The following is a 24636-nucleotide window of genomic DNA, read 5'->3' on the forward strand; positions in this document are numbered from 1 at the left end:
GGCAGGCTGACGTCGGATTACGGGCAAAGGACGCTCTAATCCGTCCTACGAACTAAAAAATAGCCTGAATAACAAATACATTTTAACGACTACACAAACAAGGACTCCTAAGTGTCAAACAGCAGATTCGGAAAAACAGGCAAAAAGTTGACATCCGTTCTGATTATTGCGTGTTTTCTTGGTTTTACTGGCTGCGGTGGAAGCAGCGAGGTTTCATCTCCAAGAATGGGCAAAATCATGGGTGGCAAGATAATTGAAAAAACAGACGCAAATGGCCACATCCTTAAAACAGTTCCGCTTGCAGAGGATATTTCAGGCCTTACATACAGAAGTGGACGCAGAGTGGGCGTGACTGACAAGGATGGCTTTTTTTTCTATAAGCCAGGTGAGACAATAGAATTCGCCATAGACAGAGTTCTTGTGGGCAAGCTTGACATAAGCGAAACCGAAACAGGCTACGCATATACAAGAAAAAATCTGAACACCACGGAATACAAATATTACATACCCACAGCAAGCACGGATGAGGATAGAATCCTTCTGGTTTCCATGAGGGATGTGGCAGCAGGGTGGGATGCCGAGCTTAATGAAGCAAAGGTCATTAATATGATCAGATTCCTTGAAAGCCTGGATGAGGACAAAAATTCCTCAAACGGGATCAAAATCTCAAGCAGCACTGCAACCCTTGTGCAGAATACATGCGATTCCCTCGGAATAACAGAAATTGATTTCTCATCCTCGACCCAGTCAGAAGCAATTATTTCAGGAATGAACTCGGTCGCAGGATCCGGTTCTTATATTCTGAACCCCGATAACGCAAAAATGAAAGACTGTCTCTACTCCGCATATTCCAAATACAGAGCCATGCCGCTCGCCCTTTTCAGCCTTGGAGACGGGTTCATGGCAGGTGCCCAGAGCGGCATCACCAACATCCATGAAGCGACCCAGAACAGAGGAGTTGCAAGAATAACGTCTGATCTTCTGAATGAAGCAGGAGACAACGGCATATGGGTAGCTCCCCTCCTTTCTATGAATGCGGACAGATCTGTCGTAAGAAAAACAGAATATGACACAAATGGCAATGTGGTATTATATATACCGTCCAACGTTTCCGTTCCCACAGCCACAAGTGAAGACATTCTTGCAAAATACACCGGCTCGGGAGACTCTCTGCTTGACGAGCTTCTTAAACCTGTCACATGGGCAGACTGTCTCAATGCCCCGGCAACACAGCTCGATGCAGTTCTTTATTCTGCATCCCAGGATACAGCCAAAGGCAGACTCAAGATATTCACAATCTGGACAGGAATGCAGGACGTTTACAAAAACGTCGTGCCTGGCACATCAGCGAACCTTGACAACGTGACAGCCGGGCTAAGCGATATAGAAACAGTAAAAAGCAGCATTAACCAGACCGTCACAAGAATAAAAAACAAGTATCCTGATGCCAAGATTTTCATAGCCACAATCCCTGATATTGACACCATGGCTGTTTCCCTGTCGTCCGAAGACCTTGCGACATTTGTATCAAACAGCAATCTGAACGCCATAGAGTCGCCTGTCATTATTGGACTTGAGCCCGGCTCAAGAGTTGGCCTCAATGCTTTCATAAACAAAATAGCCCCGACCCTGAATCCTGGGATGACCTTGATCAATGTCAACGCGGCCATTGCCGGCCTTTCTTCCTCGGAAATACTGAGTTCATCCGAGCAGGCCGAGCTAAAAACAAGGTCAGACGCATTGAACTCATACATTTCAAGTCTGGCAGACAGCAAAACCGTATATAAAGTTGATATAAACGGTCTCTTTAAAGACTATAAAAACAATAAATTCGCATATATAGACGAAAAATATTTTGTAAGGGTTCCGGCCGAGGGATTTGAGGATACAACATCATCCATAAGATATATCACTCCTGTGTGGGGAGGCGGTCTTTTCAGCTCCGACGGCTATTACCCGTCACATACAGGAAACGCCCTCATTGCCAACAGCTTTTTTACCCAGATGACAAAAGCGGATCTGGGCTTTGATCCTGAAAATATTCAGAAGCCAACTGCACTTACGCTTAATCACGAAGAAGAATACTGGTACATAAATGTTGAGGCTGCCTGGGACATAGACCCATACAGGGACTTCGACAGGGACGGATTCCCAGGAGGGCCTGGATTGATGCCCCCCACAGATGACCTTACCAACTATATACCTGTGGCATCTCCTGAATTCTCGGCTGTGGAAGACTGCGATGACGCAACAACAACATCCGGCAAGGTAAACAAGCTGCCAAAGGCTGTTACTGGCGTAGACTGCCAATAATATAATGCAAATATAAACAGGAAAGACTGACTGATGAAATTAAAGAACAAGCTGAAAATATACGGAATGGCTTTTGTGTTCCTGACTTTGTCATCAAGCCCTGCATTCTCTGGCGAATACGGCCAGTTTGCCATAGGAGCAAGACTCTACAATTTTGAAACAGGCACAAGCGATATGAATGAAGTCGACATTGCCTTTGATTCGGCTTATCCCATAGACCTCAATCTTACGTGGAAATTCATGGACAATCTATCTCTTGAATTTTCAACTACCCAGTTCAAACAGGAGGTTGATGGTCGAATTGATGATTTTTCAGGTTATATGGGAGAACTCACCCAAACTCCGGTGTTTTTAACCCTGAGATACGAACAGCAGATTCATGAGAGTGACATCAACATGTATTTCGGTGTTGGAGGAGCTTACATAATGAACGATTTCGACTTCAAAAAACGTGAATTTCCGGATTCTTTTTTTGGTGTAAACTATAAGAATGTGGATATTGATGACAGTTTAGCATTAACCCTGAGCATAGGAGCTGAATACAAATTCAGAGAAAATCTTGCTATGTGCGGAGACATCAAGCTCATTCTGAACCAGGCTAATTTCACAGTGGATTATTTTGACAACACAACAGGAGAGGAAGATGTCGGACTGACATCTTCCATGTTCGGTCTCGGCCTGAAGTATTATTTCTGATACAAACACTGATTCGCAGGCAATCCCTGGACTGGCCATCACCTGCCCAGGGATTATTAAACAATTATTCATTTATTGATGAACTCGCAAAAACTCAAAAAAGGCAACGACGTCATGCCGGATTTGATACGGCATCCATTATTTTCAGTAAGTTCTGGAGTCCGGCTTGCGCCGGAATGACGAGAATCGGACTTTTTGCGACCTTGTCATTTATTGATTTCATGCTAAAAACAAAAAGAGTATAGTAAAAATATCTATAAAGTTAGGCCATTCTGACATTAACCATTATCAAGGAGGCCTCGTATGTACAAATCCATAAAAAACATACTTTTTGCCACAGATCTTTCAGATTCTGCCAAAGATGCCCTCAAGTACGCAATCAGCCTTGCTGAAAAACACCAGGCGAAAATAACCGCATTCCATGTACTTCCTGATGTGATGGAAAATTTCTTCTGGGGTGCCGGATTTGAGATGGACATGCATTTTGACGCAGAAGCATGGAAAGAGGTCACAGAAGGAAGGCATGCCACTGCATTAGAAATCATTTCCAAGCATATCGAGGAAGTCAGAAAAGGAATAGAAGAAGCCAAGGACGTATCAGTCAGGGTAAAGGTGGAAATCGGCCACCCTGTTAAAAATCTGCTCGAAGAATCCGAACAGGGCTATGATCTGATCGTCATGGGCACAATGGGTCACAGCAAGTTTGAAGACATGATACTGGGAAGCGTTGCAACAGGTGTTGTCAGAAGATGCAAGATACCGGTCATGGTTGTACCTCTTGCCGATAAAAAGGAATAATGGAGTTAAGGTTTGAAGCTTTTTTCAAAGAAAACAGATACCATGCACTGGGAAAGCGAAGCAGAAGAAGCTGTCGGAAAAGCGCCTTTTTTCATAAGGCCTAAAATAAAAACGAAAATAGAGGAATTCTGCAGGGCCGAAGGCAGTAGTAAAGTAACCCTTGATATAGTCAACAGGGCAAAATCCAGTTTTACCGAAGAGATGCATAAAAACGTCAAGGGTTACCAGATTTCCTCATGTTTTTCATCCAGCGGATGCCCGAACAGAATTTTTTCAACTGAAAACCTTCTGGCAAGGCTCGAAGAAGAATTGAAAAATGCGGACATATTAGGCTTCCTTAAATCAAATATTAAAGACGGACTGAAGTTTCACCATGAATTCAGACTGACCATTGCCGACTGCCCCAACTCATGCTCCCAGCCCCAGATTGCTGATTTTGGAATAATAGCAGCCTCGGTGCCAAATGTTCTCGGAACAAACTGCACCCTCTGCGGGGAATGCACATCTTCCTGTCCTGATAAGGCAATCACCCTCGACCACAATAGTTTAATCCCGATTATTGATTTCAGTCATTGCAGCAAATGTGGCATCTGCTGCAAAAAATGCGGTTTCGGAGAAATAATTGAAGCAAAAAGGGGTTACAGAATACTTCTTGGGGGCAGGCTTGGTCGCCATCCGAGGCTTGGCATGGAACTTTCCGGTATTTTTTCTGAAGCTGAAACACTATCCATTTTTAAATGGAGTGTTGATTTTTATCTAAGAAATAGTAAAGACGGAAAGCGATTCAGCCATATTTTCACGGACAAGGACTTTCAGGAACTTACAAGAAAGATTGACCAAGACAATTTTTCATCATAAAAGACTGGTACATCAGTAATTATGGCAAATGGCTCATTAAAAAACCAATATAGTTTGAAATTTTTCAGCTCGGAGAAACAGTAATGAAAAAGCTTTTTTTTTCGGTTTGCCTGACATTTTTATTAACATCAGGAGTATGTTTTGCTGCTGACCCTTCTTTTGAAGCAGGTGTCAGAGTCAACCACGAGACAGTTGAAGGCAATTTTGACGCTATAATCCCAACAGGCATAGGCTCCATTGTGACAGGTCTCGGAGGCACTTACAATGAGGAGGACTTCAAATATTGGAATGCCAAGTTTGCGGCCAAAAACAGTAATTTTACGCCTGGTCTCCAGTATATTCTCGGATTCAAAGGACTATACGGAATTGCCTATGATAATAAAAAGGGCGGACCTAATAAGGACAGTGATCTGGCGGTAATAGGTTTTCTTTTCGGAGCTGACTATGAGATCCCTGGTAAAATGAATCCTGTCCCAATACCAATAACAACAGGTTTTTCAGTTATTGCAGCCCCCAAACCACTCTGCTTTCAAGATACCGACACTTATTTCGAAATCGGAATGGGCATGAAATTCCATGTGATCAAAAATGCCATGGTAACCCTGGACTACCGTTTTGCTGACATGGAATTCGAAAAGGATAACGGCTATGACTGGGGGAAAGAGCATCATATGTTTCTTGTGGGTTATGCTATGAAGTTCTAAAGGCTTATTTAATGGCCTTTAAGGGGTTAAGAGCGCATTTTTTCTGCGCCCGTTTTTCCGGATTATGTTTTTGATTTGGTTTTTTGCAATCTGTTACCTGTTTTCTCTATTCTGCCTGACATAAAACCACGAGGCGCTCATTTTATAAGCGCCCATAATCTATGAGAGTATAATAAAATGCTTATGAAATTCGACTGCCCCAAATGTCAGAAGCCTTACAAACTCAGCGAGAACTTCTCGCCTCCAAGCCCCAAGGTGATTTTCCCTTGCAGAAAGTGCGGGCATGAGATCATCCTGAATTTTTCAGACTCAACTGAAGCTCCTAGCGATTTCAAACTGGGAGAGGCGGCTAAGGAAGAAAAACCAGACAAACTTGTAGAAAAGATCATTGATCATGTAAAAAAAATCAAACCTCTTCCCAACGTTGTCCTAAAGGCAAGAAAACTCCTCAAAGACGAAGACGCTACACTCTCCGATATATCGACCCTGATTGAAACAGATCCTGCAATGGCAACAAGGGTTCTAAGATTCGCCAACTCAGCCTATTATGGAATGCAGGGCAAGGTAGCTTCACTAAAGCATGCCGCGCACATCCTGGGATTTACCCAGATTGCCCATATGTTCGAAATAGTCGGAAGTGTGGAAATGCTGGGTTCAAAGCTTAAAGGCTATGGCTTTGACGCTATGACCCTATGGAAGCACTCCCTGTTTACGGCATCGGCCGCAAGGCAGATAGCAGAGGCTATAAATCCGGCCCTTGAGGGCGAGGCATTTACCTCCGGACTGATCCACGATGTAGGCAAACTGGTGCTGGATCCTTTTGTCCAGGAACAAAAAGAACTATTCGCGCGGAAACTGGGCGAAAAAAAAGTATCAATGCTAAATGTTGAAAGGGATCTGCTTGGTATTGATCATGCCCAGGCAGGATACGCAGTTTGCAGAACATGGAACCTCCCGAAACTCCTGAGCAATGCAATATTGTATCATCATACACCTGACAGAGACACAAACAGCCCTACCCTGTCCACAATTCTTTCAATTGCAAATATTCTTGCCGTAAAAAGCGGGATGGGACTGGATGAAGAGCACGCCCCTGTCTCAAATGAAGCCATAGACGCCATAGGGCTCGAGCTTGGTGATATGATGAGGATTGCCTCTGATTCAGCATCGTTTGTGCAGGAAGCATCTGAAACTCTGAAGGTTGCATAAATAACTGTCAGGAACGCCGATTATTGAACCAGTCGTCGAGTCTTTCATATGCGGAATTAAGTATCTGCATGATCTGCTTGGATGTTTCCAGCTTTTCAGGATCATGCATGAACCTATCTGAATGATATTTTCTTATTTCCCTGTTTCTGGCCTTTTTAACCTCGTCAAAACTTGACGGAGGCTGGAGTCCGAAGGTTTTCAAATCTTCGACAACCTGCGGCGGATATCCTCCGAAACCAGAACGCCCTCTCTCATATGAAGTATCATGACTGAAATTTTGTCCATCCTCTGACGAATAATGTTCGTCCTCATGGTATTTTTTTCCTGGCCCTTTTTCTCCATAAACTGATTGATCGGCATACCTGTCAATCAAATCGCCAGCCTTTGAACTGGCAATATTTATTATTCTTTTTATTATTCCCGGCACTGTTTTTGCTCCTACAGTTTTCAAGGTGTTATTCCGATTCATAAATTCATACTGAGCCTTTTCAGAGTTTTAACAGTCTGAAACCGACTCCATTCAGAAAGAACGAAAGGAGATAAATTATGGGACACGCCATTGACTTCGCAGCATATGCCAGCAGAAAAAAAGATGAAAACGATGCACTGGAAGCACGGAAAGAAATGTCAGATTTCCGTGAAGCCTGGAGACTTATAAATAATCTTCCCACTTCAAAAATTGTCAGACTATTCCGCCGTGCTCTTAGACTCAGGCTTATCACAATGGCGAATATTCAGGCTGATACAACCGAACCGTAAATATTTTTGAAACATGATTTTTGATTATGGATATTTTCTCCATAATCAAAAATCTAAATTCATCAGTTCGCATTCCAAAATTCGCTTCATTCCTGAATAATCAAGCACCCTTATCTGAACCTATGAGCTATGGGGAATCTGCGTCCGAGTCCAAACGCCTTGGTTGTCACTCTTAAGCCGGGAGGAGCCTGCTGGCGCTTGTATTCGTTATTCATTATCCTGCGCATCACATCTTCGGTAATCTTCCTGTCATAACCAGCTTCAACAATTTCATCAATTCCTTTAAACTCTTCCACCGCAAGCTTCAGGATTTTGTCAAGAAGATCATATTCAGGCAGATCATCCTGATCCTTCTGGTCATGTTTGAGCTCAGCTGAAGGAGCCTTGTCAATTATTCTTTGCGGTATAATCTCCCCATTCTTATTCAGGTCATTGCATATTTCATAAACCTTGGTCTTGAATACGTCTGAGATTACTGCAAGCCCTCCATTCATGTCTCCATACAGAGTGCAGTAGCCGGTCGCCATTTCAGACTTGTTACCTGTTGTCAGAAGAATGCGGTTTTCCTTATTTGAAATTGCCATAAGAATGACGCCCCTGATTCTTGCCTGGAGATTCTGCTCCGTGATCCCCGGATTCTCTGGATCAAGATTTCCGTGGGCTGTCAAAAAGGCCTCAAAAAGCGGCTTAATGGGCATTATCCTTCGCTCTGTCCCAAGATTTGCGGCAAGCTTTTCAGTGTCTTCAAAATTGTCTTTATCAGTATATTCGGAAGGCATGAATACGGTCAGAACATTTTCAGGGCCAAGTGCATCTGCCGCAACCGCAGCTACGATGGCGGAATCGATCCCGCCGGAAAGCCCGATTACAGCTTTTGAAAATCCGCATTTGCGTACATAATCCCGCACTCCGCATGAAAGTGCCTTGAAAACGGATGAAGACTCATTTTCGGATACAGAATGAATTTCACCCTCGCCTGCCGCAAAATCAACGCAAACAATATCCTCCTCAAAATCAGACGCCCTTGACAGCATTCTGCCGGAAACGTCAAAAGCCATGCTCATGCCGTCAAAAAGAAGACTGTCGTTGCCGCCTACCTGGTTTGCATAGACTATGTTCATCCCATATGTTCCTGCAATATTCTTCAGGATTTCCTTTCTCAAGTCTTCTTTGCCTGTATTGTAAGGGGAAGCCGAAATATTTATCATCAGGCTCGCACCGGTTTCCGCAAGCTGGCTTACAGGATTCACGGAGTACATCGAAGTCTGGAAATAATCCTTGTCATTCCATATATCTTCACAAATTGTCAGGCCCATGCTTACGCCTTTATACAAAAATGCCGAATACGGCCCGCCTGAATGAAAATATCTTTTTTCATCAAAGACATCATAATTAGGAAGAAGCTGTTTGTAAGCTTTTTTGATAATTTTGCCGTCTTCAAAAAGAACTGCTGCGTTGAAAAGATCCTTTTCCTTTCTGTCAACAAAACCAAGAACAACTCCGATGCCCTTGATTCTGGACACAAGCTTTTCAAGGGCCTCAATATTGGCATCCACAAAATCAGAGCGCTCCAGAAGATCCCTCGGAGGATATCCGAGAAGAGCCATTTCCGGAAAAACAACGAGGTTGCACCCCATTATCAGAGCTTTTTCAGAAAACTCGACTATCTTTAATGCGTTACCTTTAAAGTCACCGATTGTAGGATTTATCTGGGCTATGGCTATTTTCATGTATCATGTCTCTCTGCTGGGTTGTTCAAGCTGTTCTAATCAGGCAAAGGGATAGCATAAAAGAGGATGGGGTGAAACGGATTTTGATCAGGCCGCAGGAAAAATCCATGCGGCCATTTTAGTCTCTGTTCCACTAAGGGCCCGTAAAATAATTACATGGCCGTTTGTTTGATGAAGGGGATAATGGAATAGTTCCATTCACCATGAAAATCATCACGTTGAATGCGTATTGCCGTAAATTCCTCATCAGTAACTTTGATGCCCTTGGGATAAAGTTTAGAATCGATACTTGCCCTTACTTTTAATCCTTTTTGAGTAGTGGTCGCAGCAATCAAGTTGACGATTACTTCATGGCTAATCAATGGCTGTCCTCGCCAATTCATGCTTATGTGCGAAAACAATCGATGTTCAATCTTGTTCCACTTGCTTGTTCCTGGAGGAAAATGACTAACCCTTATGAGAATGCCAAGTTCATCAGATAATTTTTGCAATTCAAGCTTCCAAAGTCGTACGCGGGAGCCATTGCTGCCGCCTCCATCCGCCATGATTACAAGCTCTTTAGCATCATTATAGAGTGGAGCCCCCATTGCAAACCACCATCTTCGAATAGTTGCCACGGCAAAGCTTGCCGTATCGTGATCCGTGCCGACACTTACCCATCCGGTGTTGTTTGCCAGATCATAAACACCGTATGGATTCGCTCTTCCCAACTCTTTATCCACAAAATCATACACGTTAACTTTTTCTGGATCTCCCTGAGGTCGCCATTCCTTTCCGCCGTTTTTATATTGCCAAACCAGCTCTTTCTTCTTGGTATCAACTGAAATCACCGGCTGGCCATTACTAATCGCCTCTTCCGCAATCGTATTTATATACTCAAATTGTGCGTTGCGATCAGGATGGCTGCTTCCCTCCAGTGTCTTACGATTGCCCTGCAGGCTGTATCCCAGATTTTTAAGCAGATCGCCTATCGATGTGTGGCTGACAATATGTCCTTGCTTCTTCAATTCAGACTCTAACTGTCTCAGACTTTTGCAGGTCCAGCGCAAGGATGAATCAGGATTACCGCGAGTTACAGGTTCCACAAGGCTTTCCAAAGCTGCGGTTAGAGCTGCGTTCACTTTTACGGTAGCTTTTCTACCAGCACCCTCTCGTCTTATTCGCTGGCGCCCGCCACTCTTGTTTTCCAGTCGCTGACATAACTCTTTCAGACCTTGCTTTATCGAGCCTATAGCTACTCCTGTCGCTTTACTTACAAGCGTTATTCCTCCATGGCCAATTGCTTTCGCTTCGGAAGCAGCATGCAAGCGCCTTAATCGCTCATCCAGCGTCCATTCAAGATTCTGAAAACGTTCTCTGATTTTTAATTCACTAGTCATGATCCAATATTAACACATGTTGTTAAAATAGCTATGTTATTATTTTACAATGCCTTAGTTGTTGGAAAACGAAATAATAGACTTTTCTATCGTTCTTGATTTTGGGGAACTTTTTGAAAAAAGTTCCCCAACCCCCTCAAAAACCTAATGTGTTTATGATAGCAATACGTATTGGTACTTTTTCTTATCTCCGCTCTTTCATAATATCTAAAAGTTTTTGCGGAGCTTTTTTCAGAAAGCGGCCCGCCGGCAGATTTAAGTTGAAATATTAGACACTTATTTAAACAATAATATTTCAGTATTTAACAGGAAGATAGCCTTTTATAATGACTGACTCTTTTCAGTTCACAAGCTCTTTCCTGAAAAGCTCTTCATTAAAGCTGCAACCAAGAAAATCCACAATAATCTTCAGATCCTTGTAAGCATTGTCGAGGCAAACAGTACCTCCTGGTGAAGGAGTCATGTTAAAGGTGATACCCTTCCCAGTGTTTATCTTTGCTTCGCCCAAAAGAAGTTCCTTTTTCTTCTTGTCAATAAGCTGTGGCCTCAGACCACCGAAACCCTTTGCAAACTGAAGATCCTTGAGCTTCACCGAAGGCATTATTTTTCTTACATCCTTAAGGAAAAGCCGTCTGTTAACGAATGGAATCTCAAACAGGAAATTCTTGAAAATATAATTTCTGATGTCGCTCACGCTGTAAAGATCCATAAGCACCTTGAACACAGACTTGTCCAGTTTCAGAACCTTGAAAAACTCGACAACTGTGCTGATATTGTAGCGCTCAAGCATTGGAAGCATAAGGGCCGTAGGCCCGATGCGGGTAAGGCCTGGAGTCGTGACATCAGGATCGCCATGAATTGCGGCAAAAGGAAGTTTGTCGTTCTGTACTGTATATACCTTTCCGTTAAGATACTGAGGCGTGAAGTAATAAGAGCCGCCGACAGGAAGGCAGCTGAATTCATGGCCATATCCCATGCTCTGGGCAAAAAGCAGAGAATGTCCGCCAGCAGAGACAACGACGAATCGTGCCTGAAGATCACCTTTTCTGGTCTTTACGACATATTCCCCATTCTTCTCACGGATCGATATGACTGCTTCATTCAGGCGGACATCGACTGTCTTTCCGGTCTCTTTCTTAGCATTCTGAACAAAAGAATGGGCCATGGTATAATAATCCACGGCTGTGTACTCACCCTCAACTCCTATTGCAACAATCTCTTCTTTTCGGCCGTCTACGACTGCAGGCTCGATCCTGGCGATATCTTCCTTTTCCCACAAACGCATATTCGGGAAGTGGGGGCTGAAAAGCTCGAACCTTTTCCTGATAAGATCGCACTCCTTTTTCCCAACTCCAAGAACCATCTTTGAATATTTCGTCATCAACCCGGCTGTATTTTTCTGGGCTTTGGCATAGTTTATAAGCATGCGGGCGGCCTTATTCACATTTATGGCCTTTTCGAGCGAGTAATTAGTCTCGATGTCCCCGCAGTGCAGGGTCTGTGAATTGTTTGTTGCCGCAGAATTGACCTGGGAAAGATCGTCGTACTTTTCAACCAGACCGATTGCCTTGAGGTCCGTATATCTTGCCAGCTCGTAAAGAAGCGAGGTTCCTGAGATACCTCCGCCAATAATCAGAACATCATACCGGGTTGTTGCCATTTTAAGACCCTTTTTATTATTAATCCTTAATTAAAAAAACAGATGCCTTTTATTAAAAAGGTATAAATAGATTTTTTTATCGGGAATTTCAAGCATTCACAGAACTTTAAAATTAAGAATCAGGCTATAACTGAAAGGCACATGGCTTAAAGTGATTTTACAAGCCTTTCTCCTCAAAAATTTTCAAATTTTACGGGGAATAAACTTGTGTTGAACCATGCAAAAGCAACATCCTCGATTATTGACAAAAAGGCATATAAAATCATATATATAACATCAGATCCAATACTTATTAATATCTCCTTATTCTCAAATTAGAATCATTGAATTATCGGTATGATAGTAAAGATTAAACAGACTGACAAACTCGTCAGAATACTTTTAAAATTATAGAAAATTGCATTAAGGTTTTATCTTTTCGAATTTAAATAGGAATTCAGGGCTTTATATCAAATTTAAAAACCAGGGAGGCTTCTATGATTTGTCCAAATTGCGGCGCACAATCACCAACTGATGATTGCATCAAATGCGGGGTAATAATCAGCAAACACATTGCTCTTGAGGCAAAACATCACGAAGGAGAGGAACAGCCGCCCCAGAGAAAAAAAATGGACATTTATGTTGAAGAGAAACCAAGCGCTACAAAAGCGATAGTACTTAATATCCTATTTCTTATTACCTGCCTCGTCGTATATATAGTTGCCTGCCCGTTTCTGACCGTAAACAATCTTAAAAAAGCCGTGGAACAACAGGATACAGCTGAAATGGCTAATTACATTGACTATGATTCACTCCGCGAAAGCCTTAAAAAGCAGTTCGACGACAAAATACTGCAAAGTAAAACAAAGGCAGGGGATCCGACTGCATCCCTGGCTGAAGCCTATGTATCAAAACTGACAGAGCCGATGCTTGATGAAGCTGTCACCCCTGAAGGCATTTTCAAGATGATGACAGGTTACAAACAGTTCAAAAACAAAAAAGTAGATCCGACTCTTGCCGAAGTTGGCGGTGGCGAACAAAAGGCCTTGTCAGGAATATTGATGGAGGCCAGAAGCAACTACGATTCTCTGAATGAATTTTCCATGGTAATTTCAACCGAAAAAGATAATGAAACGAGGATAGTCATGAAAAGATACGGAATTTTTTCGTGGAAAGTCGGTGAAATAATTCTGGGCGCCGAATAATAATACTGGTCATAATTAACTAATCTGGCAGCCAAATATTTGCTGCCAGATTTTCAGACCCTTTGCGCAGCAAGCAGCAAACTCATTTAAAAAGTAGTCCTTCCATGCATAATGATTACAAAACTTCAAACGTCTTTCACCATCCTCACCATTTCATAAATCATGATCACCATTTGGTTCCAATTCCAAATACAAGAGCGTAATTTGTCGTGTATGCCCCCTCTATGCTACCTGCCAAAGGAACATCCTGAACATTGAATCTGCCATCGCCAAACTGCACATAGGTTAAATCAAAGGACAGACTTTTCCCCTTGCCGTATCTGTAATCAAATCCCATGCCTGCTCCCCATATCTGGTCTAAGCGCATGAATACGGTATGGTCTTCTTCATCCATTGGAGCAGAAACATAAAATGCTCCGCTCTGGAGTGTTATCTGGGATGAAAGTCTGTAGTTGACCCCAAGAGTTGCTGCCCACAGATCATTATAATCCGCAGGTCTTGTCGCTATACTGGAATCCCCGATCTCTACCTCTTCAAATCCGAAATCAGAAAAATCAACCCAGGCGACATCAAGAGAGAATGACCAGTCGTTCTGAAATTCATGATAGATGCCCCCGGCAAGAACCTGTGGAGTGCCTGTATCAAAGGAAACATCCTGATTAAGGAGATGTCTCCTTTCTTCGGTTATGCCTGACAGATCCGGGCTTCCGTCCATGCTGACCGAAACCTTTGATCTGTATACAAGGCCTAAGCGAGTCATTTTTGTCGGTTCGTATAGTATTCCAAGATTAACTCCAGCGCCCCATCCGTCTGCTTCAAGCTCAAATGAACCGTCACTGGTGTCTGCGCCATTGAAAATGGCTTTTTCCAGCGAGTACATGGAATACATAAGCGGGATTGAGGCTCCTACGGAAAGCTTGTCGTTCACTCTATATGCGGCCGAAGGTGCAATTCCTGCAAAATTAAGAGACCATTCTTTAAGGAAATAACGGCCAAGCCAGTCGTTGTCGTATGATGCTCCAAGCCCTGCGACCGCGTTCGGCCCAACGCCTATGGCCCATTTCTTATCAATAGGCTGAATATATGAAAAACCAGGAGCCGGAATCACGGACTCATCACTCAATGACTGTTTGCGCCCTGTTTCGGTTTCAGTAATTTTAGTCTCGCTCTTCATATATACAACCATGGGACTTCCGTATCCGCTTGCCTTCTTGAATCTCGTCATTCCGGCAGGATTGGTTACCACCGTTTCAGCAGTATCTGCGTTTGCGGTAACGCCTGCAAAACCAGGGCCTAAGGCGAATGACTCACTTGCTATTAAAGATACAAAAAGAGTAAAACCAGCGACAAAACCCAAAAACTTCATCAGTCCTCCAGGAGCCAGAGCAATTCTTAAAAAAGGCTTCAAAACGATGCGCCAATGACTTTCAATCTGGCCATTTCCGGCAATGCTTGCACAATCAGAATAGTGCTTAACTAAATTAGCCAACAACTATCAGGTTAGCCTCTGTTTTCCATAGACAAACAAACATTATTGAGGATTGCCAGAATTTATTCTGTCACCAGAAGTAAGCAGAGATTCTATCGTATAGTTCACTTTAGGGCGCCCTTTAGAATATTTTTTCAGAAATCTAATATTGCACGCTATATCGCCTGAATCAAGATTTTCTGTCTCGAAGCTGACCTCCGCGCCCACGCAAAAATCAGCTCTGATACAGTCGCTGCTGACTGATGTAGCGTCAAAATAGATTTCTTTACCGCATTCAGCCTCAATATAACCGAAAAGAGGGCGCCTCTTGTTAAACCATGTGATATGGCCGTTTGGCATAATATGGCCTCGCAGACAAAAGAATAGGGCAGATTTAGGAAACTCAGGCTATCAGATTTGAGTCCCCTGTATGAAAAGAGAATAATTTGAAATTTTTTACATCAGCCGTCGCTTAAGGCTGGTAGATTACACACCCAAGTTCCCCTAAAAAATAAAACTCGCCCTCATGAATGTAAAATCCTTCTGATTGAACTGGCCAAAAAGATCGTTGAGCGTTCCTCCGTCATAAAAAAATGCGCCTACTGTAAGCTGGGACCAGCTTGAAGGCTTATAGGAAAGCTCAAGCTGATTCTGTCTGTCGTGGGTTCCGAGATAAGCCATTATTCTCCACATGGCATTAATTTTTGAATCAAATGCCGAATATTTCAATGTAAAGGTAAGGCCCTGGCTGAGTTCTTCGGCATCGAGATAGTCCTTATGCTCCGGGATGAATTCTGCCACATACTGAATGTTCATGAAAAGATTCCTGAACAGAAGATCGTTTTTATCTATTCCAAAAAGAATCTGGCCCTTGTTCATTTCCTCTAAACCTTCAGGAAACCGGGCAAGAAGCATAGGGTCTAAAGCATATTTTACAGGAATGAATGCGCCCTCGCTTTGGTATGCAGCCTCTCCGCGCAGAACAAAATCGCCTGCAACCTTCTCGAAATCAGCGCCAAACACCACCGCAGTCGGATGATTATATGAAAGTTCGATGGGAGTTGGCGGGATTTCCATATAATAAGGAGGCTGGGCAATGGGCATCATGGTGGTAAACTTCGAAACCCTGAAACCAGGGGCCGGATCATGCCCGCGCCAGGCATAAAGCGAAACATCTGCGGTAGATACTGGAAATGCGAATTTCATTCCCATTGATGCATCATTTTTCCATGTCCATTCCTCGTCCTCATCTACAATTCTGCCACCTGCGGCAGAAAATGAGGCAAGGCGCGGAGGCTCAAAGTACCCGCCCTTTTCCGGCATTTTTGAAGGATTGAAAACCGGAGACCAGAATGTTTCGATCCTTACTCCGCCATTAAAGGCGCCTTCGAGGAACAAACCCGGAAGTCCGGTCTTCCGATCATTTTTGTCGTAATAGAGGAATGTTGTCAGATCTTCCGGGGATACGCGGTCAATCGGCCGTATTTCATCGCCTTTACCCCAGTTTACTATTTTTCTGCCAATTGAAAAGGACATGGAATCAGTTCCATTTATATCCATATTAAGCTGGCCATATAGCTCCCTTAAATCAGCAGAAACTTCTTCATCCTGCTCAAGATTCTGATAATCACTCCTGAATCTTCCAAGGAACTTAAAATTCGCGATATTTTTTTCAGCAAGAAGATCGAGCCTGTCGGTTGTTTTGAAATCATGGGGTTCCTTTAGTTCATACCAGACAGAAGGTCTCAGTTCTCCCTCAAACTTGCCGCTGCCGCCTGATTCAATGTTGACCGTCTTTGCCGGTTTTGCATCAGCCTTTGATGTTTTTTCAAGCAAGGCGCCAAAATCTTCTTCATCACCGCCAGGTTCAGCTGCATAAACTGCGCATGGGAGCAAAACAAACAACATTATAAAAAGCAAAACCATCTTAACCGAATTTTTTCTACCATCTACTTCCATGTTTCCCCCATCTTTTCCTTGTCAAAATCCGCAGAATTTATTCCTGAATCAACCTTTACGTCTGAAACTTCTATCAATGTGGAATGATTAGCCCTAAGATCCTTTGCCGCTGTTTTGAATGGAACATTGATTCCCTTAACATTCTTGATGTCTCCGGCCACAAGAACCCTTTCAAGAGTCCCTTCTTTCCCGAAAAATTTCACCTGAAGCGGAACAAACGAATTCTTGTCTATCCAGCTTATCTGCTTGGGATATTTGGCAGAGGCATCCTTTGAAACAGCCTCAACCTTGTAACAGTCTGTTCCGGAAAATGCGACGTCTGCCTTGCGCTCGTAATTATAGTCGTCAATCTTCCTGCCTCCGAGGTCTTCATTGCTGAAGTCCGTATCTTCGAATGCGTTCTGCCTGTCGTTGACGGCAATTTTTCTCGATCTGCCGAGGGAAGGGATATAAAGGTACTGGTCATTATCAGCACCCTGGTTTTCTATTGTCATGAAAGTCACGCCGCGTTTTGTGGAATCCATGAATCTCAATGCATAACGGTCTGTTGCTCCGTAATTTTTCTGGCGGATCACGAGCTGACGTGTGTCGGTCTTTGAACCACCGGACATCAGATTCATAACGGCATTTATGGACAAATCCTGCTTTGGCCTGTTTGTTTCATCAACTTTTTCAGCAATGGCCCTGCCGTCTTCCTTTGCCTTTGCAGCGTCAAACTGCCCTGGTTCTCCCGCAAATACGCAACCAGCCATCAAAATACAAATCATCGCTTCCGCTAAAATTATCCTTCTAAGCATTTTTTTATTATCTCCCTGTTATATTTTTTTATTGAAACCATCAGACTCCATTGGGTCGCTTTTTTGAAAAAAAGCTCCGCAAAAAACTTATGGTTTTTTTGAGCTGTTTTGTTCTATCTTCTCTCTTTTTTTGCCGGGCTTGGTCAGAAAATATGGAAGGAATCCTGACCGTATTGATTCCAAGACCTCTAAATTTGTGGGTAAAAGCCTGAAAGACACCTTTTGCAAATGGTGTCGTTCAAAGATAGCAAACTGCATATTTACGATGGCTTTGATCATCTATTCAGCCACCTGCCCTTCAACGCCTGACATGAATTCTTCATCCTGCGAATCCTTCGCAACCGTCTTTTCGGCAGTATAATGAAGCTTTGATTCCACGAGGCTCAAAAACGCAGGAAGCAGAGTCATCGCAGCAAAAGCCGAGCTGATCATGGTCAGAGAGATAAGGATTCCGAGATTGACAAGGGGAACAAAAGCAGATGCAAGAAGCACTATAAATCCGGCTGCAACCGCCACTGCATTGAAAATTATGGCCTCACCAGAACCCGCAGCTGTTGCAAGGACAGCGGCTCCATGATCAAGTCCCTGTTTCCTGAAATCCCGATAATGGACAAGATAGTGAATTCCGTAATCGACACCTATGCCTATGGCGACGCAGGCTGTTATGGATGTTGCTACATCAAGGGCAATATTGAAAAATCCCATGATCCCGAAATTGATCATTATGGTTACTGTCAGGGGAACAAGGCTGAAAAACCCGTAAATAAATGATCTCATGATCCATGCGACCACAAAAAAGACAAGCACTACTGAAACCACGATTGACCAGAGCTGGCCAGACACAACCAGCCTGTTTGCCTCAAGGTACATGGAGCCCGTGCCTGTGCATCTGAAGGTCATACCCTTGTCCCTGAGGGGCTTTCCCAATGGGCCGGAAAGAATGGACTCTACGTTTGCGGCAACCCTTTCCACGACAGAGCTCGATGAAGTCCTCATCTGGACGGCAACAACCGTCTCTTTTTTTTCATTGTCAATCAGGCTTTTTGTGTCTTTTTTCTGATACTTGTCCATGTATGCTTCGTACTGGGACTGAAGCGCGGCATGGCTTTTTTCACCAGAAAGATCATTTATTACGGGGAGCCTGTAATAAGCCGGATCATTATAAAAAAATGCCTGATTCATTTTCCTGATCAGATCCGCAATGCTTATGATCTTTCCGATTTCAGGATTTTCTTTAATCAATCGATCGGACAATTCTCCGATCACGGATACAATTTGTGGATCAATGGCATCACCAGGCTTTTGACCTGTCATGACAACCGAAAAGCCAACTGTTCCAGCAAATGTGCTGTTCACAAAAGTATCAGCTATTCTGATCGGAGAGTCTTTCTTGAAAAAGGTGATATTGTTCATCTCGACCTTGAGCATGAAAAGCCCGGCTATCGAAATGGCAAGGATTATGGAATAAGCTGCAATGACAGTTTTGGGGCGATTAAAGCAGAATGATGACACAGCATTTACGATCCGGCTGTAAGCTTTTGGTGGAACATCAGCTTTTTTATCCAGATTCTTTATATTTTGGGACTTTTTACCTTCCCCGAATCTGATCATCATGGATGGAACAAGATACATCGTGATCATCAAGGCGAAGACAACTCCCAGGGCCATGAATATTCCGAAATCCCTTAAAGGAACTATCTTGTTTGTGGCAAGAGATGCAAAGCCTGCGACGGTGGTAAGCCCCGCCATCATGACGCCTTTTCCTGAAAGATCAAGGATGCGTTCGGCCTTCTGAATCTGGCTGCAGCCTGTTTCATCATAATGCTGAAAAGAATGGGTAAGATGAATGGCGTAAGCTGTGCCTACGGCAACAAGCAGCACTGGCAGCGCAGAAGCGACAACTGAAACAGGCGCGTCCGCGTATCCCATCGAGCCTGCGCACCATATGAGAGAAATCATGACCGTAAGAAGCGGATAAAACACTCCGGGCAGATTTCTGAACATGATGAAAAGAGAGGCCATCACTATAAGAGTCACGACGGGAAAGAGGCTCCTGATATCTTTGACCATAAGCTCTCCGATTTCATCATCCACAACAGGCTCGCCTGCGATATGATACTTAAAACCTGAATCCTTGAATACAGAACCAAGAATTCTTCTTATTTCGTCAAGCAGAAGAGCCTTGTTTGCCTTGTCGAGATTTGGCGCAGTCTTTACAAGAACAAGGGTGCTTTTTTCGTCTTCCGAGAAAAGCGTTCCCTTAAAAATTGACCAGGAATTAAGCCTTTGTTTGAGGCTCGCCAGAGCATTTTCATCTGACTGAAAAAGCCTTCCCGTCCGTATCTGTTTTGGAGCCTTTTGAATTGTTTCCGAAAGTTCCCGTGCAAAACTTTCGCCTGAATCCAAAGATATGGCGTTTGCAAGATTTGTATAAAAACCGTTTGTTGATCCAGCAGCCACAATTTCATTTCTTTGTGAGAAAATGAATCTTGAAATCGACGCAGGGTCTGCAATCCCTCTTTCAAGAAGAAGGCTGGAAAAGATTCGTGATGAGGAAACATCTTCAAATCCTTTTCCTTTAAAAAAGGCATCAATACTTTCAAATCCGTCAAACTCCGGCCAGACAGTATCTGTCTCCATTAATGACGATATTTGATCAACCCACACGCCTCTGTTAAACCCGCGTTTGTCTGTTGGTGCTGTAACGGCTGCTGCAAGTTTTCCTGCGATCCCAGGATCTTTTTTTATGGCAGAAGATACGGCTTCCGCAGTTTCTGAAACAAGAAGCTCTGTATCTCCAGAAGAAAGATATGACGGCAAAGACTCGGAAAGGGCCTCGGCGAGAGAACCTCTGTCAGACAGACTTGGCGTATCTAACTTGAAAGCTTTCCCCTCTTCCTTTGACCGGTTCCGGAGATATGATGTGAGGACAAGAGCCTGGGTGTCTCCTAATGGAACAAGTTCTTTTATGCTGTTTGCCGGAATCTGCTGATTGGCTCTTAAAATCAGATCCCCGGCAGTTTTTATTCTTTGCAGCAGATCTTTATCGTAAATGCCTTTTTCAGTCTCAATGGCAATAACAACTCCGGTTGATGATCCGAATTTTTCCTGGGCATCAAGAAAAAACGTCTTTGCATCGTTTTCATCAGGCAGCATGAACATTATGTCGTTTTCAATCCTCAAGCGTCCTGTTCCGTAGATCAGAATTCCTGTCAGGACAGCAAAAGCAGTAACAAGAAGCTAGAATCTCCTGGCCAAAGGCACAATCAGGCTGGAAAGTTGTTTTTCTTTCATTCTCATTATCCATTCAAAAGGGTTATGATTATATGACTGACTCATCAGTCATGTACTGCTTCAAAAAAACCGATTCAAATGCATAGCCTGCATAGAACCGGATTAAGTTTGTGGATCTATTCCTATTCTATCTTCTCTATCTTCAGAACCCTTGAGAGAGTTATAGCGCACATCGATATTCCCGCGCTGAAAAGGGCTCCCATTTTTGCAGCTCCCTGGACATCCCCGGTAAAAGCCTGACCAGCGACAAATAGAGCCACAGTAAGTCCTAATGCAGCAACGTTGGCAGCTACAAAAAGCGATCTTGAATCCATTCTGTCCGGCAATGGAAACCCCATGGCCATTCCAATTCTGCCAAGAATAAATATTCCGAACGTCTTTCCTATCAGAAGAGAGCAGAATACAAGCCAGGTCGCAGTGGAAATTCTGGCAAACTCAACACCTGCGTTAGAAATTCCAAAAAACAGGAGGCCGAAATCTACGATTGTTTTCCAGTCATGCTCAAAGCTGGCCATTGTTGAATGATCATCTTTGACTTCTTCGAATATTTCCCCTGTTGATTTCACAGGCCAGGGCATGAAAGGAACTATAAAAACAAGGGCAAGAGCAGGATGCATATGGGCTTTGAAAAGACCTGCCCAAGCTGGCACCCCTCCACAGATAAGATATGCCCAGTAGCTTCTGATATTGAATCTTCTGAGCATATAGGCGATGCAAATTCCCGCCAGAAGCAACAAAAGCCATAAAGGAGCGACAGGGTTATTCAGATCAGGATAGAATATTGCGATGATTAAAAGGCCTATGCCGTCATCAGCGATTGCAAGAAGCAGAAGAAAAGATACGGCTGGATGCCCTGCTCCGAATATGAAACGGGCAAGCAGCCATGCAAGGGCAATATCTGTTGCGGTCGGAATCCCCCATCCATTTGCAAGATCCGATGATCCTATGAAATAATTTAGAGTGACATAAACAATGGCAGGCCCGATAACTCCACCAAACGTCGACATTATGGGATTTATTGCTTTTCTGACCGGATTCAGATTGCCACCGGGAAGAAAGCTTTTGGTGATCTCAATTGCGGCCATGGCAAAGAAAAACACCATAAAAATGTCATTTACTAAAAAATGGAAATCAAGCCCCCAGAGCCATTTACTTTCATTAATATGATGATAGGTATCAGGCGAAACATTGGCCCAGATCAGACCTATTACCACACCTGAAATCAGCGGGATTGAGAACTCCCTTAAAAGATTGATGGTCTTTTGCATTCTGTTCCCTTTGAAAATTTGCGCTCATTTTATGACTGACAGATCAGTCATATACATTATCAAAAAAATAACTGACAAATCAGTCATCAATCATCCTTAAAAAAGATCTTCTATTTTCTGATTGAAAGTCCGTTAAGAATAAAATCCGTCATGTCACTGGCTATTTTTTCCACATCAAGCTCTTTCAAAACAAGCATGAAAAAGAAAAAGCTGCGCTCGACTAGTCCAACAATAAACACAGCCGCTGTTTCGGGATCAGATGCTTCGATCATTCCTCTGCCCCTGCTGTTTTCTAATCTTGTCGCAAGAAGTCTGATGAACTGAACGATCAGATCCTCATACAGTTCCTTAAAAAGACCTCCGTGTCCTATCCCCTCTCTTAAAACAATTTCAGCAGCTTCCGAATCCCTTGCAAAGACCTCAAGTGCACCCTTGATTATGGATTTAATTTTGGATTCAAGTTCTTCCTTGGAAGAAGCCTCAAAAAGATCACTATCAGCATCAAGAAGTCCCTGGAATTTAACCATGAAGCCTTTGCATATCTGGCGTGCAATTTCGTCCTTGGAAGGAAAATACAGATAGAAAGTACCCTGGGCAACTCCGGCAGCAGAAACAATATCCGATACCCTGGTTTTCTGGAATCCTTTCTCCCTGAAAACCTTTATGGCGGCATCGAATATCGCCTGTCTGGTGTTTGATTTATCCGATGTATTGACTGACATATCAGTCATATAAAATTATAAGAGTCATGCTGTCAAGAACTATATTTTTTATAATGGGAATGCAATTCAGGGCATAAGCTAAAAAGCATACTTCACATCGCCATAGTTTGAATGTTTCGAGATCACGCCCAGCTTTGTTTCTGAAACGACCCGCGAGTTGCCAAAAAATATTTTTTTACTACGAATCCATAAAGTTTTTGCGGAGCTTTTTCCAAAAAGCGACCCGCCGGAGGCACTCGCCATAATAGAGGTGTCATTAAATGTCCTTATGATTCCTGTTTATCTTTGGTTTATAAGGGTTACATTGCCTCCCCTGAGGCATCATGATCAATGTCGGAACGGACACAAAGGGCATCCAATCCGACCTTCGCATCTGGTATTTATGGCCAATACAGCCAGGTAATAAAGGACACATAGCCTTAGGCTTTAAGGTGTTCCGGCACAATAACCATTTTAAGAAGAAGGGGTTTCAGAAAGCTCCATCTTATCCCGATTTTATAGATTTCCTCCATATCACGGATGGCATCCCAGCAGTTATGGCAGGGGGCGATCACAAATTTTGCACCAGTTGCAAGGATCTGATCACGTTTTACGGTCAACGCTATATTTCGTTCCTTTCTATATTTACCTATGCCGTTGAATCCACCGCCTCCGCCGCAGCAGAAATTATGTTCCCTGCACGGCTTCATTTCCCTGAAATCCTCTGCGATATGGCTCATGATGATTCTTGCGTGGTCAGAAAGCCCCCCGTTTCGGATATAATTACATGAATCCTGATATGTTACAGGCTCCTTGATTTTTTTGGACGGATCGAGCTTCAGTTTGCCGGACTCGAGAGCGTCCGCCACCCATTCCACATAGTGGAAAGACTCCACTGGGGGTTCCCCTGTTTCGTATCCGGCCCAATATGGCCCTTCAATTACCGTGGCGCGGTAGGCATGACCGCATTCGGTTACGACCATTTTTTTGGGACTAAGGCGTTTCATGGCGGCATAGATAGTATCAACCTGAAGCTTGCAGGCGGCCCAGTCGCCCGCGAACATGGCGAGACTGGTTTCCTCCCATCCTACGCTCGGCACTGTCCAGTTTTCACCTGCGATGTGAAACAAAATGGCGGCCTCGGCGATATCTTCTGGATAATGCTTTGGCTCCCTGGCATTGACCGTGTACATGATGTCCGTGCCTTCCTTGTCGATAGGGATTTCCAGTCCTGGCCATTCTTCCTCGTTTTCCTCAACCATCCACTGACAGCTGTCCACCCAGTCCTCGGACGTGACATCCATCTGCGCCTGATATATCCTGTGCATGCCAGCGCCGATCTTCATTTCCCAAGGCACAAAACCCTGGGAAAAGCATAGCCCCCTCAAATATCCGTTCATGACCCCTGTGTCTATGCCAAACGGGCAATACATGGCGCAACGGTTGCAGTTGGTGCATTTTGACCATGCGGTATCCATCACCATACGCATGAAGTCGTTATCCACTTTCCCTTTCCGTCTGATGATTTCGCCTAGTGTGGATTGAATCTTGTAAGAAGGAACCTGTTTGGGATCTCTGTTGTTGGCAAGGTACAAAAAACATGATTCTGCGCAAAGCCCGCAGTGAGAGCATATTTTCAGCCAGGTTTTCATCCTGGATCTGCATGTTTTCCGGATTGTTTCCCATAATGCTTCATGATCAACATCGAGGTTTTTCATCTCCTCGTAATATTGTTTCCCGCTCTTGTCGGCCAGCAAGGCCTGAAGTTCCCCAAGAGTTTCCACAGGCTTTTTATTGCAAAGTTTTCCTTCAGGCATAATTTATATTTTCCCCGAACTTATCTAAGTTGACGACACGGC

20 protein-coding genes are annotated in these 24636 nt (G+C 43.6%); 8 read left to right on the top strand and 12 right to left on the bottom strand.

Features of this window, described 5'->3' with window-relative positions:
- Positions 1-111: 111 nt before the first annotated feature.
- The 6 genes from K245_RS0100155 to K245_RS0100180 all read left to right on the top strand — a co-directional run bounded on the left by K245_RS0100155 (position 112) and on the right by K245_RS0100180 (position 6578).
- Positions 112-2313: a hypothetical protein gene (locus K245_RS0100155; protein ID WP_027357679.1), complete on the top strand. Its 2202-nt coding sequence runs from the start codon at positions 112-114 to the stop codon at positions 2311-2313.
- A 33-nt stretch (positions 2314-2346) separates the two neighbouring features.
- A complete protein-coding gene (locus K245_RS0100160; protein ID WP_027357680.1) occupies positions 2347-3009 on the top strand; it encodes an OmpW family outer membrane protein in 663 nt (220 codons plus the stop codon).
- A 303-nt stretch (positions 3010-3312) separates the two neighbouring features.
- On the top strand, positions 3313-3807 hold the full coding sequence (locus tag K245_RS0100165) for a universal stress protein (RefSeq protein ID WP_027357681.1): 495 nt from the start codon (positions 3313-3315) through the stop codon (positions 3805-3807).
- Positions 3808-3819: 12 nt separating this feature from the next.
- Positions 3820-4665 (top strand): hypothetical protein, encoded by an 846-nt coding sequence (locus K245_RS0100170; protein WP_051283715.1) that lies wholly within the window; start codon positions 3820-3822, stop codon positions 4663-4665.
- Positions 4666-4748: 83 nt separating this feature from the next.
- The gene (locus tag K245_RS0100175; RefSeq protein ID WP_027357683.1) at positions 4749-5369 is read left to right on the top strand and encodes a hypothetical protein; all 621 of its coding nucleotides are present in this window, start codon (positions 4749-4751) and stop codon (positions 5367-5369) included.
- 177 nt (positions 5370-5546) lie between these two features.
- The gene (locus K245_RS0100180) at positions 5547-6578 is read left to right on the top strand and encodes an HDOD domain-containing protein (RefSeq protein WP_027357684.1); all 1032 of its coding nucleotides are present in this window, start codon (positions 5547-5549) and stop codon (positions 6576-6578) included.
- 7 nt (positions 6579-6585) lie between these two features.
- Here the strand turns inward: K245_RS0100180 and K245_RS0100185 are convergent, their stop codons facing one another.
- Complete coding sequence (locus tag K245_RS0100185; protein ID WP_027357685.1) at positions 6586-7029, bottom strand: J domain-containing protein; 444 nt, start codon at positions 7027-7029, stop codon at positions 6586-6588.
- A 95-nt stretch (positions 7030-7124) separates the two neighbouring features.
- Here K245_RS0100185 and K245_RS0100190 point away from each other — a divergent pair, with 95 nt between their 5' ends.
- The gene (locus K245_RS0100190; RefSeq protein ID WP_027357686.1) at positions 7125-7337 is read left to right on the top strand and encodes a hypothetical protein; all 213 of its coding nucleotides are present in this window, start codon (positions 7125-7127) and stop codon (positions 7335-7337) included.
- 110 nt (positions 7338-7447) lie between these two features.
- On the opposite strand, the gene K245_RS0100195 is transcribed toward K245_RS0100190, so the two are convergent.
- The 3 genes from K245_RS0100195 to K245_RS0100205 all read right to left on the bottom strand — a co-directional run bounded on the left by K245_RS0100195 (position 7448) and on the right by K245_RS0100205 (position 12106).
- The gene (locus K245_RS0100195) at positions 7448-9067 is read right to left on the bottom strand and encodes an NAD+ synthase (RefSeq protein ID WP_027357687.1); all 1620 of its coding nucleotides are present in this window, start codon (positions 9065-9067) and stop codon (positions 7448-7450) included.
- 152 nt (positions 9068-9219) lie between these two features.
- Entirely contained in the window at positions 9220-10446 is a 1227-nt protein-coding gene (locus K245_RS0100200; RefSeq protein ID WP_027357688.1) for an ISAzo13 family transposase, read from the bottom strand.
- Positions 10447-10786: 340 nt separating this feature from the next.
- Positions 10787-12106 carry an FAD-dependent oxidoreductase gene (locus K245_RS0100205; RefSeq protein ID WP_027357689.1) on the bottom strand — a complete coding sequence of 440 codons (1320 nt, stop codon included), beginning with the start codon at positions 12104-12106 and terminating at the stop codon, positions 10787-10789.
- Between the two features lie 476 nt (positions 12107-12582).
- Here K245_RS0100205 and K245_RS0100210 point away from each other — a divergent pair, with 476 nt between their 5' ends.
- A complete protein-coding gene (locus tag K245_RS0100210; protein WP_027357690.1) occupies positions 12583-13290 on the top strand; it encodes a DUF2939 domain-containing protein in 708 nt (235 codons plus the stop codon).
- A gap of 166 nt (positions 13291-13456) precedes the next feature.
- Here the strand turns inward: K245_RS0100210 and K245_RS0100215 are convergent, their stop codons facing one another.
- From K245_RS0100215 to hmcF, 8 genes are all read right to left on the bottom strand, one after another.
- Positions 13457-14656, bottom strand: a complete 1200-nt coding sequence (locus tag K245_RS0100215; RefSeq protein ID WP_156906657.1) for an OmpP1/FadL family transporter — start codon at positions 14654-14656, stop codon at positions 13457-13459.
- A gap of 165 nt (positions 14657-14821) precedes the next feature.
- The gene (locus K245_RS0100220) at positions 14822-15118 is read right to left on the bottom strand and encodes a S1 domain-containing protein (protein WP_027357692.1); all 297 of its coding nucleotides are present in this window, start codon (positions 15116-15118) and stop codon (positions 14822-14824) included.
- Between the two features lie 144 nt (positions 15119-15262).
- Positions 15263-16717 (bottom strand): DUF1302 family protein, encoded by a 1455-nt coding sequence (locus K245_RS0100225; RefSeq protein ID WP_027357693.1) that lies wholly within the window; start codon positions 16715-16717, stop codon positions 15263-15265.
- Positions 16708-17514, bottom strand: a complete 807-nt coding sequence (locus tag K245_RS0100230) for an outer membrane lipoprotein-sorting protein (protein ID WP_084156066.1) — start codon at positions 17512-17514, stop codon at positions 16708-16710. Before K245_RS0100230 ends, K245_RS0100225 begins: the two co-directional genes overlap by 10 nt.
- A 279-nt stretch (positions 17515-17793) precedes the next feature.
- Positions 17794-20697, bottom strand: coding sequence for an efflux RND transporter permease subunit (locus tag K245_RS0100240; protein ID WP_027357696.1), 2904 nt, complete (start codon positions 20695-20697; stop codon positions 17794-17796).
- Between the two features lie 233 nt (positions 20698-20930).
- Complete coding sequence (locus K245_RS0100250; RefSeq protein ID WP_027357697.1) at positions 20931-22076, bottom strand: Na+/H+ antiporter NhaA; 1146 nt, start codon at positions 22074-22076, stop codon at positions 20931-20933.
- Positions 22077-22186: 110 nt separating this feature from the next.
- The gene (locus tag K245_RS26085) at positions 22187-22798 is read right to left on the bottom strand and encodes a TetR/AcrR family transcriptional regulator (RefSeq protein ID WP_198013778.1); all 612 of its coding nucleotides are present in this window, start codon (positions 22796-22798) and stop codon (positions 22187-22189) included.
- 419 nt (positions 22799-23217) lie between these two features.
- Positions 23218-24594, bottom strand: a complete 1377-nt coding sequence (gene hmcF / locus K245_RS0100265; RefSeq protein ID WP_027357699.1) for a sulfate respiration complex iron-sulfur protein HmcF — start codon at positions 24592-24594, stop codon at positions 23218-23220.
- Between the last annotated feature and the right edge of the window lie 42 nt (positions 24595-24636).

The sequence above is a fragment of the Desulforegula conservatrix Mb1Pa genome, from assembly GCF_000426225.1.
GTDB lineage: Bacteria > Desulfobacterota > Desulfobacteria > Desulfobacterales > Desulforegulaceae > Desulforegula > Desulforegula conservatrix.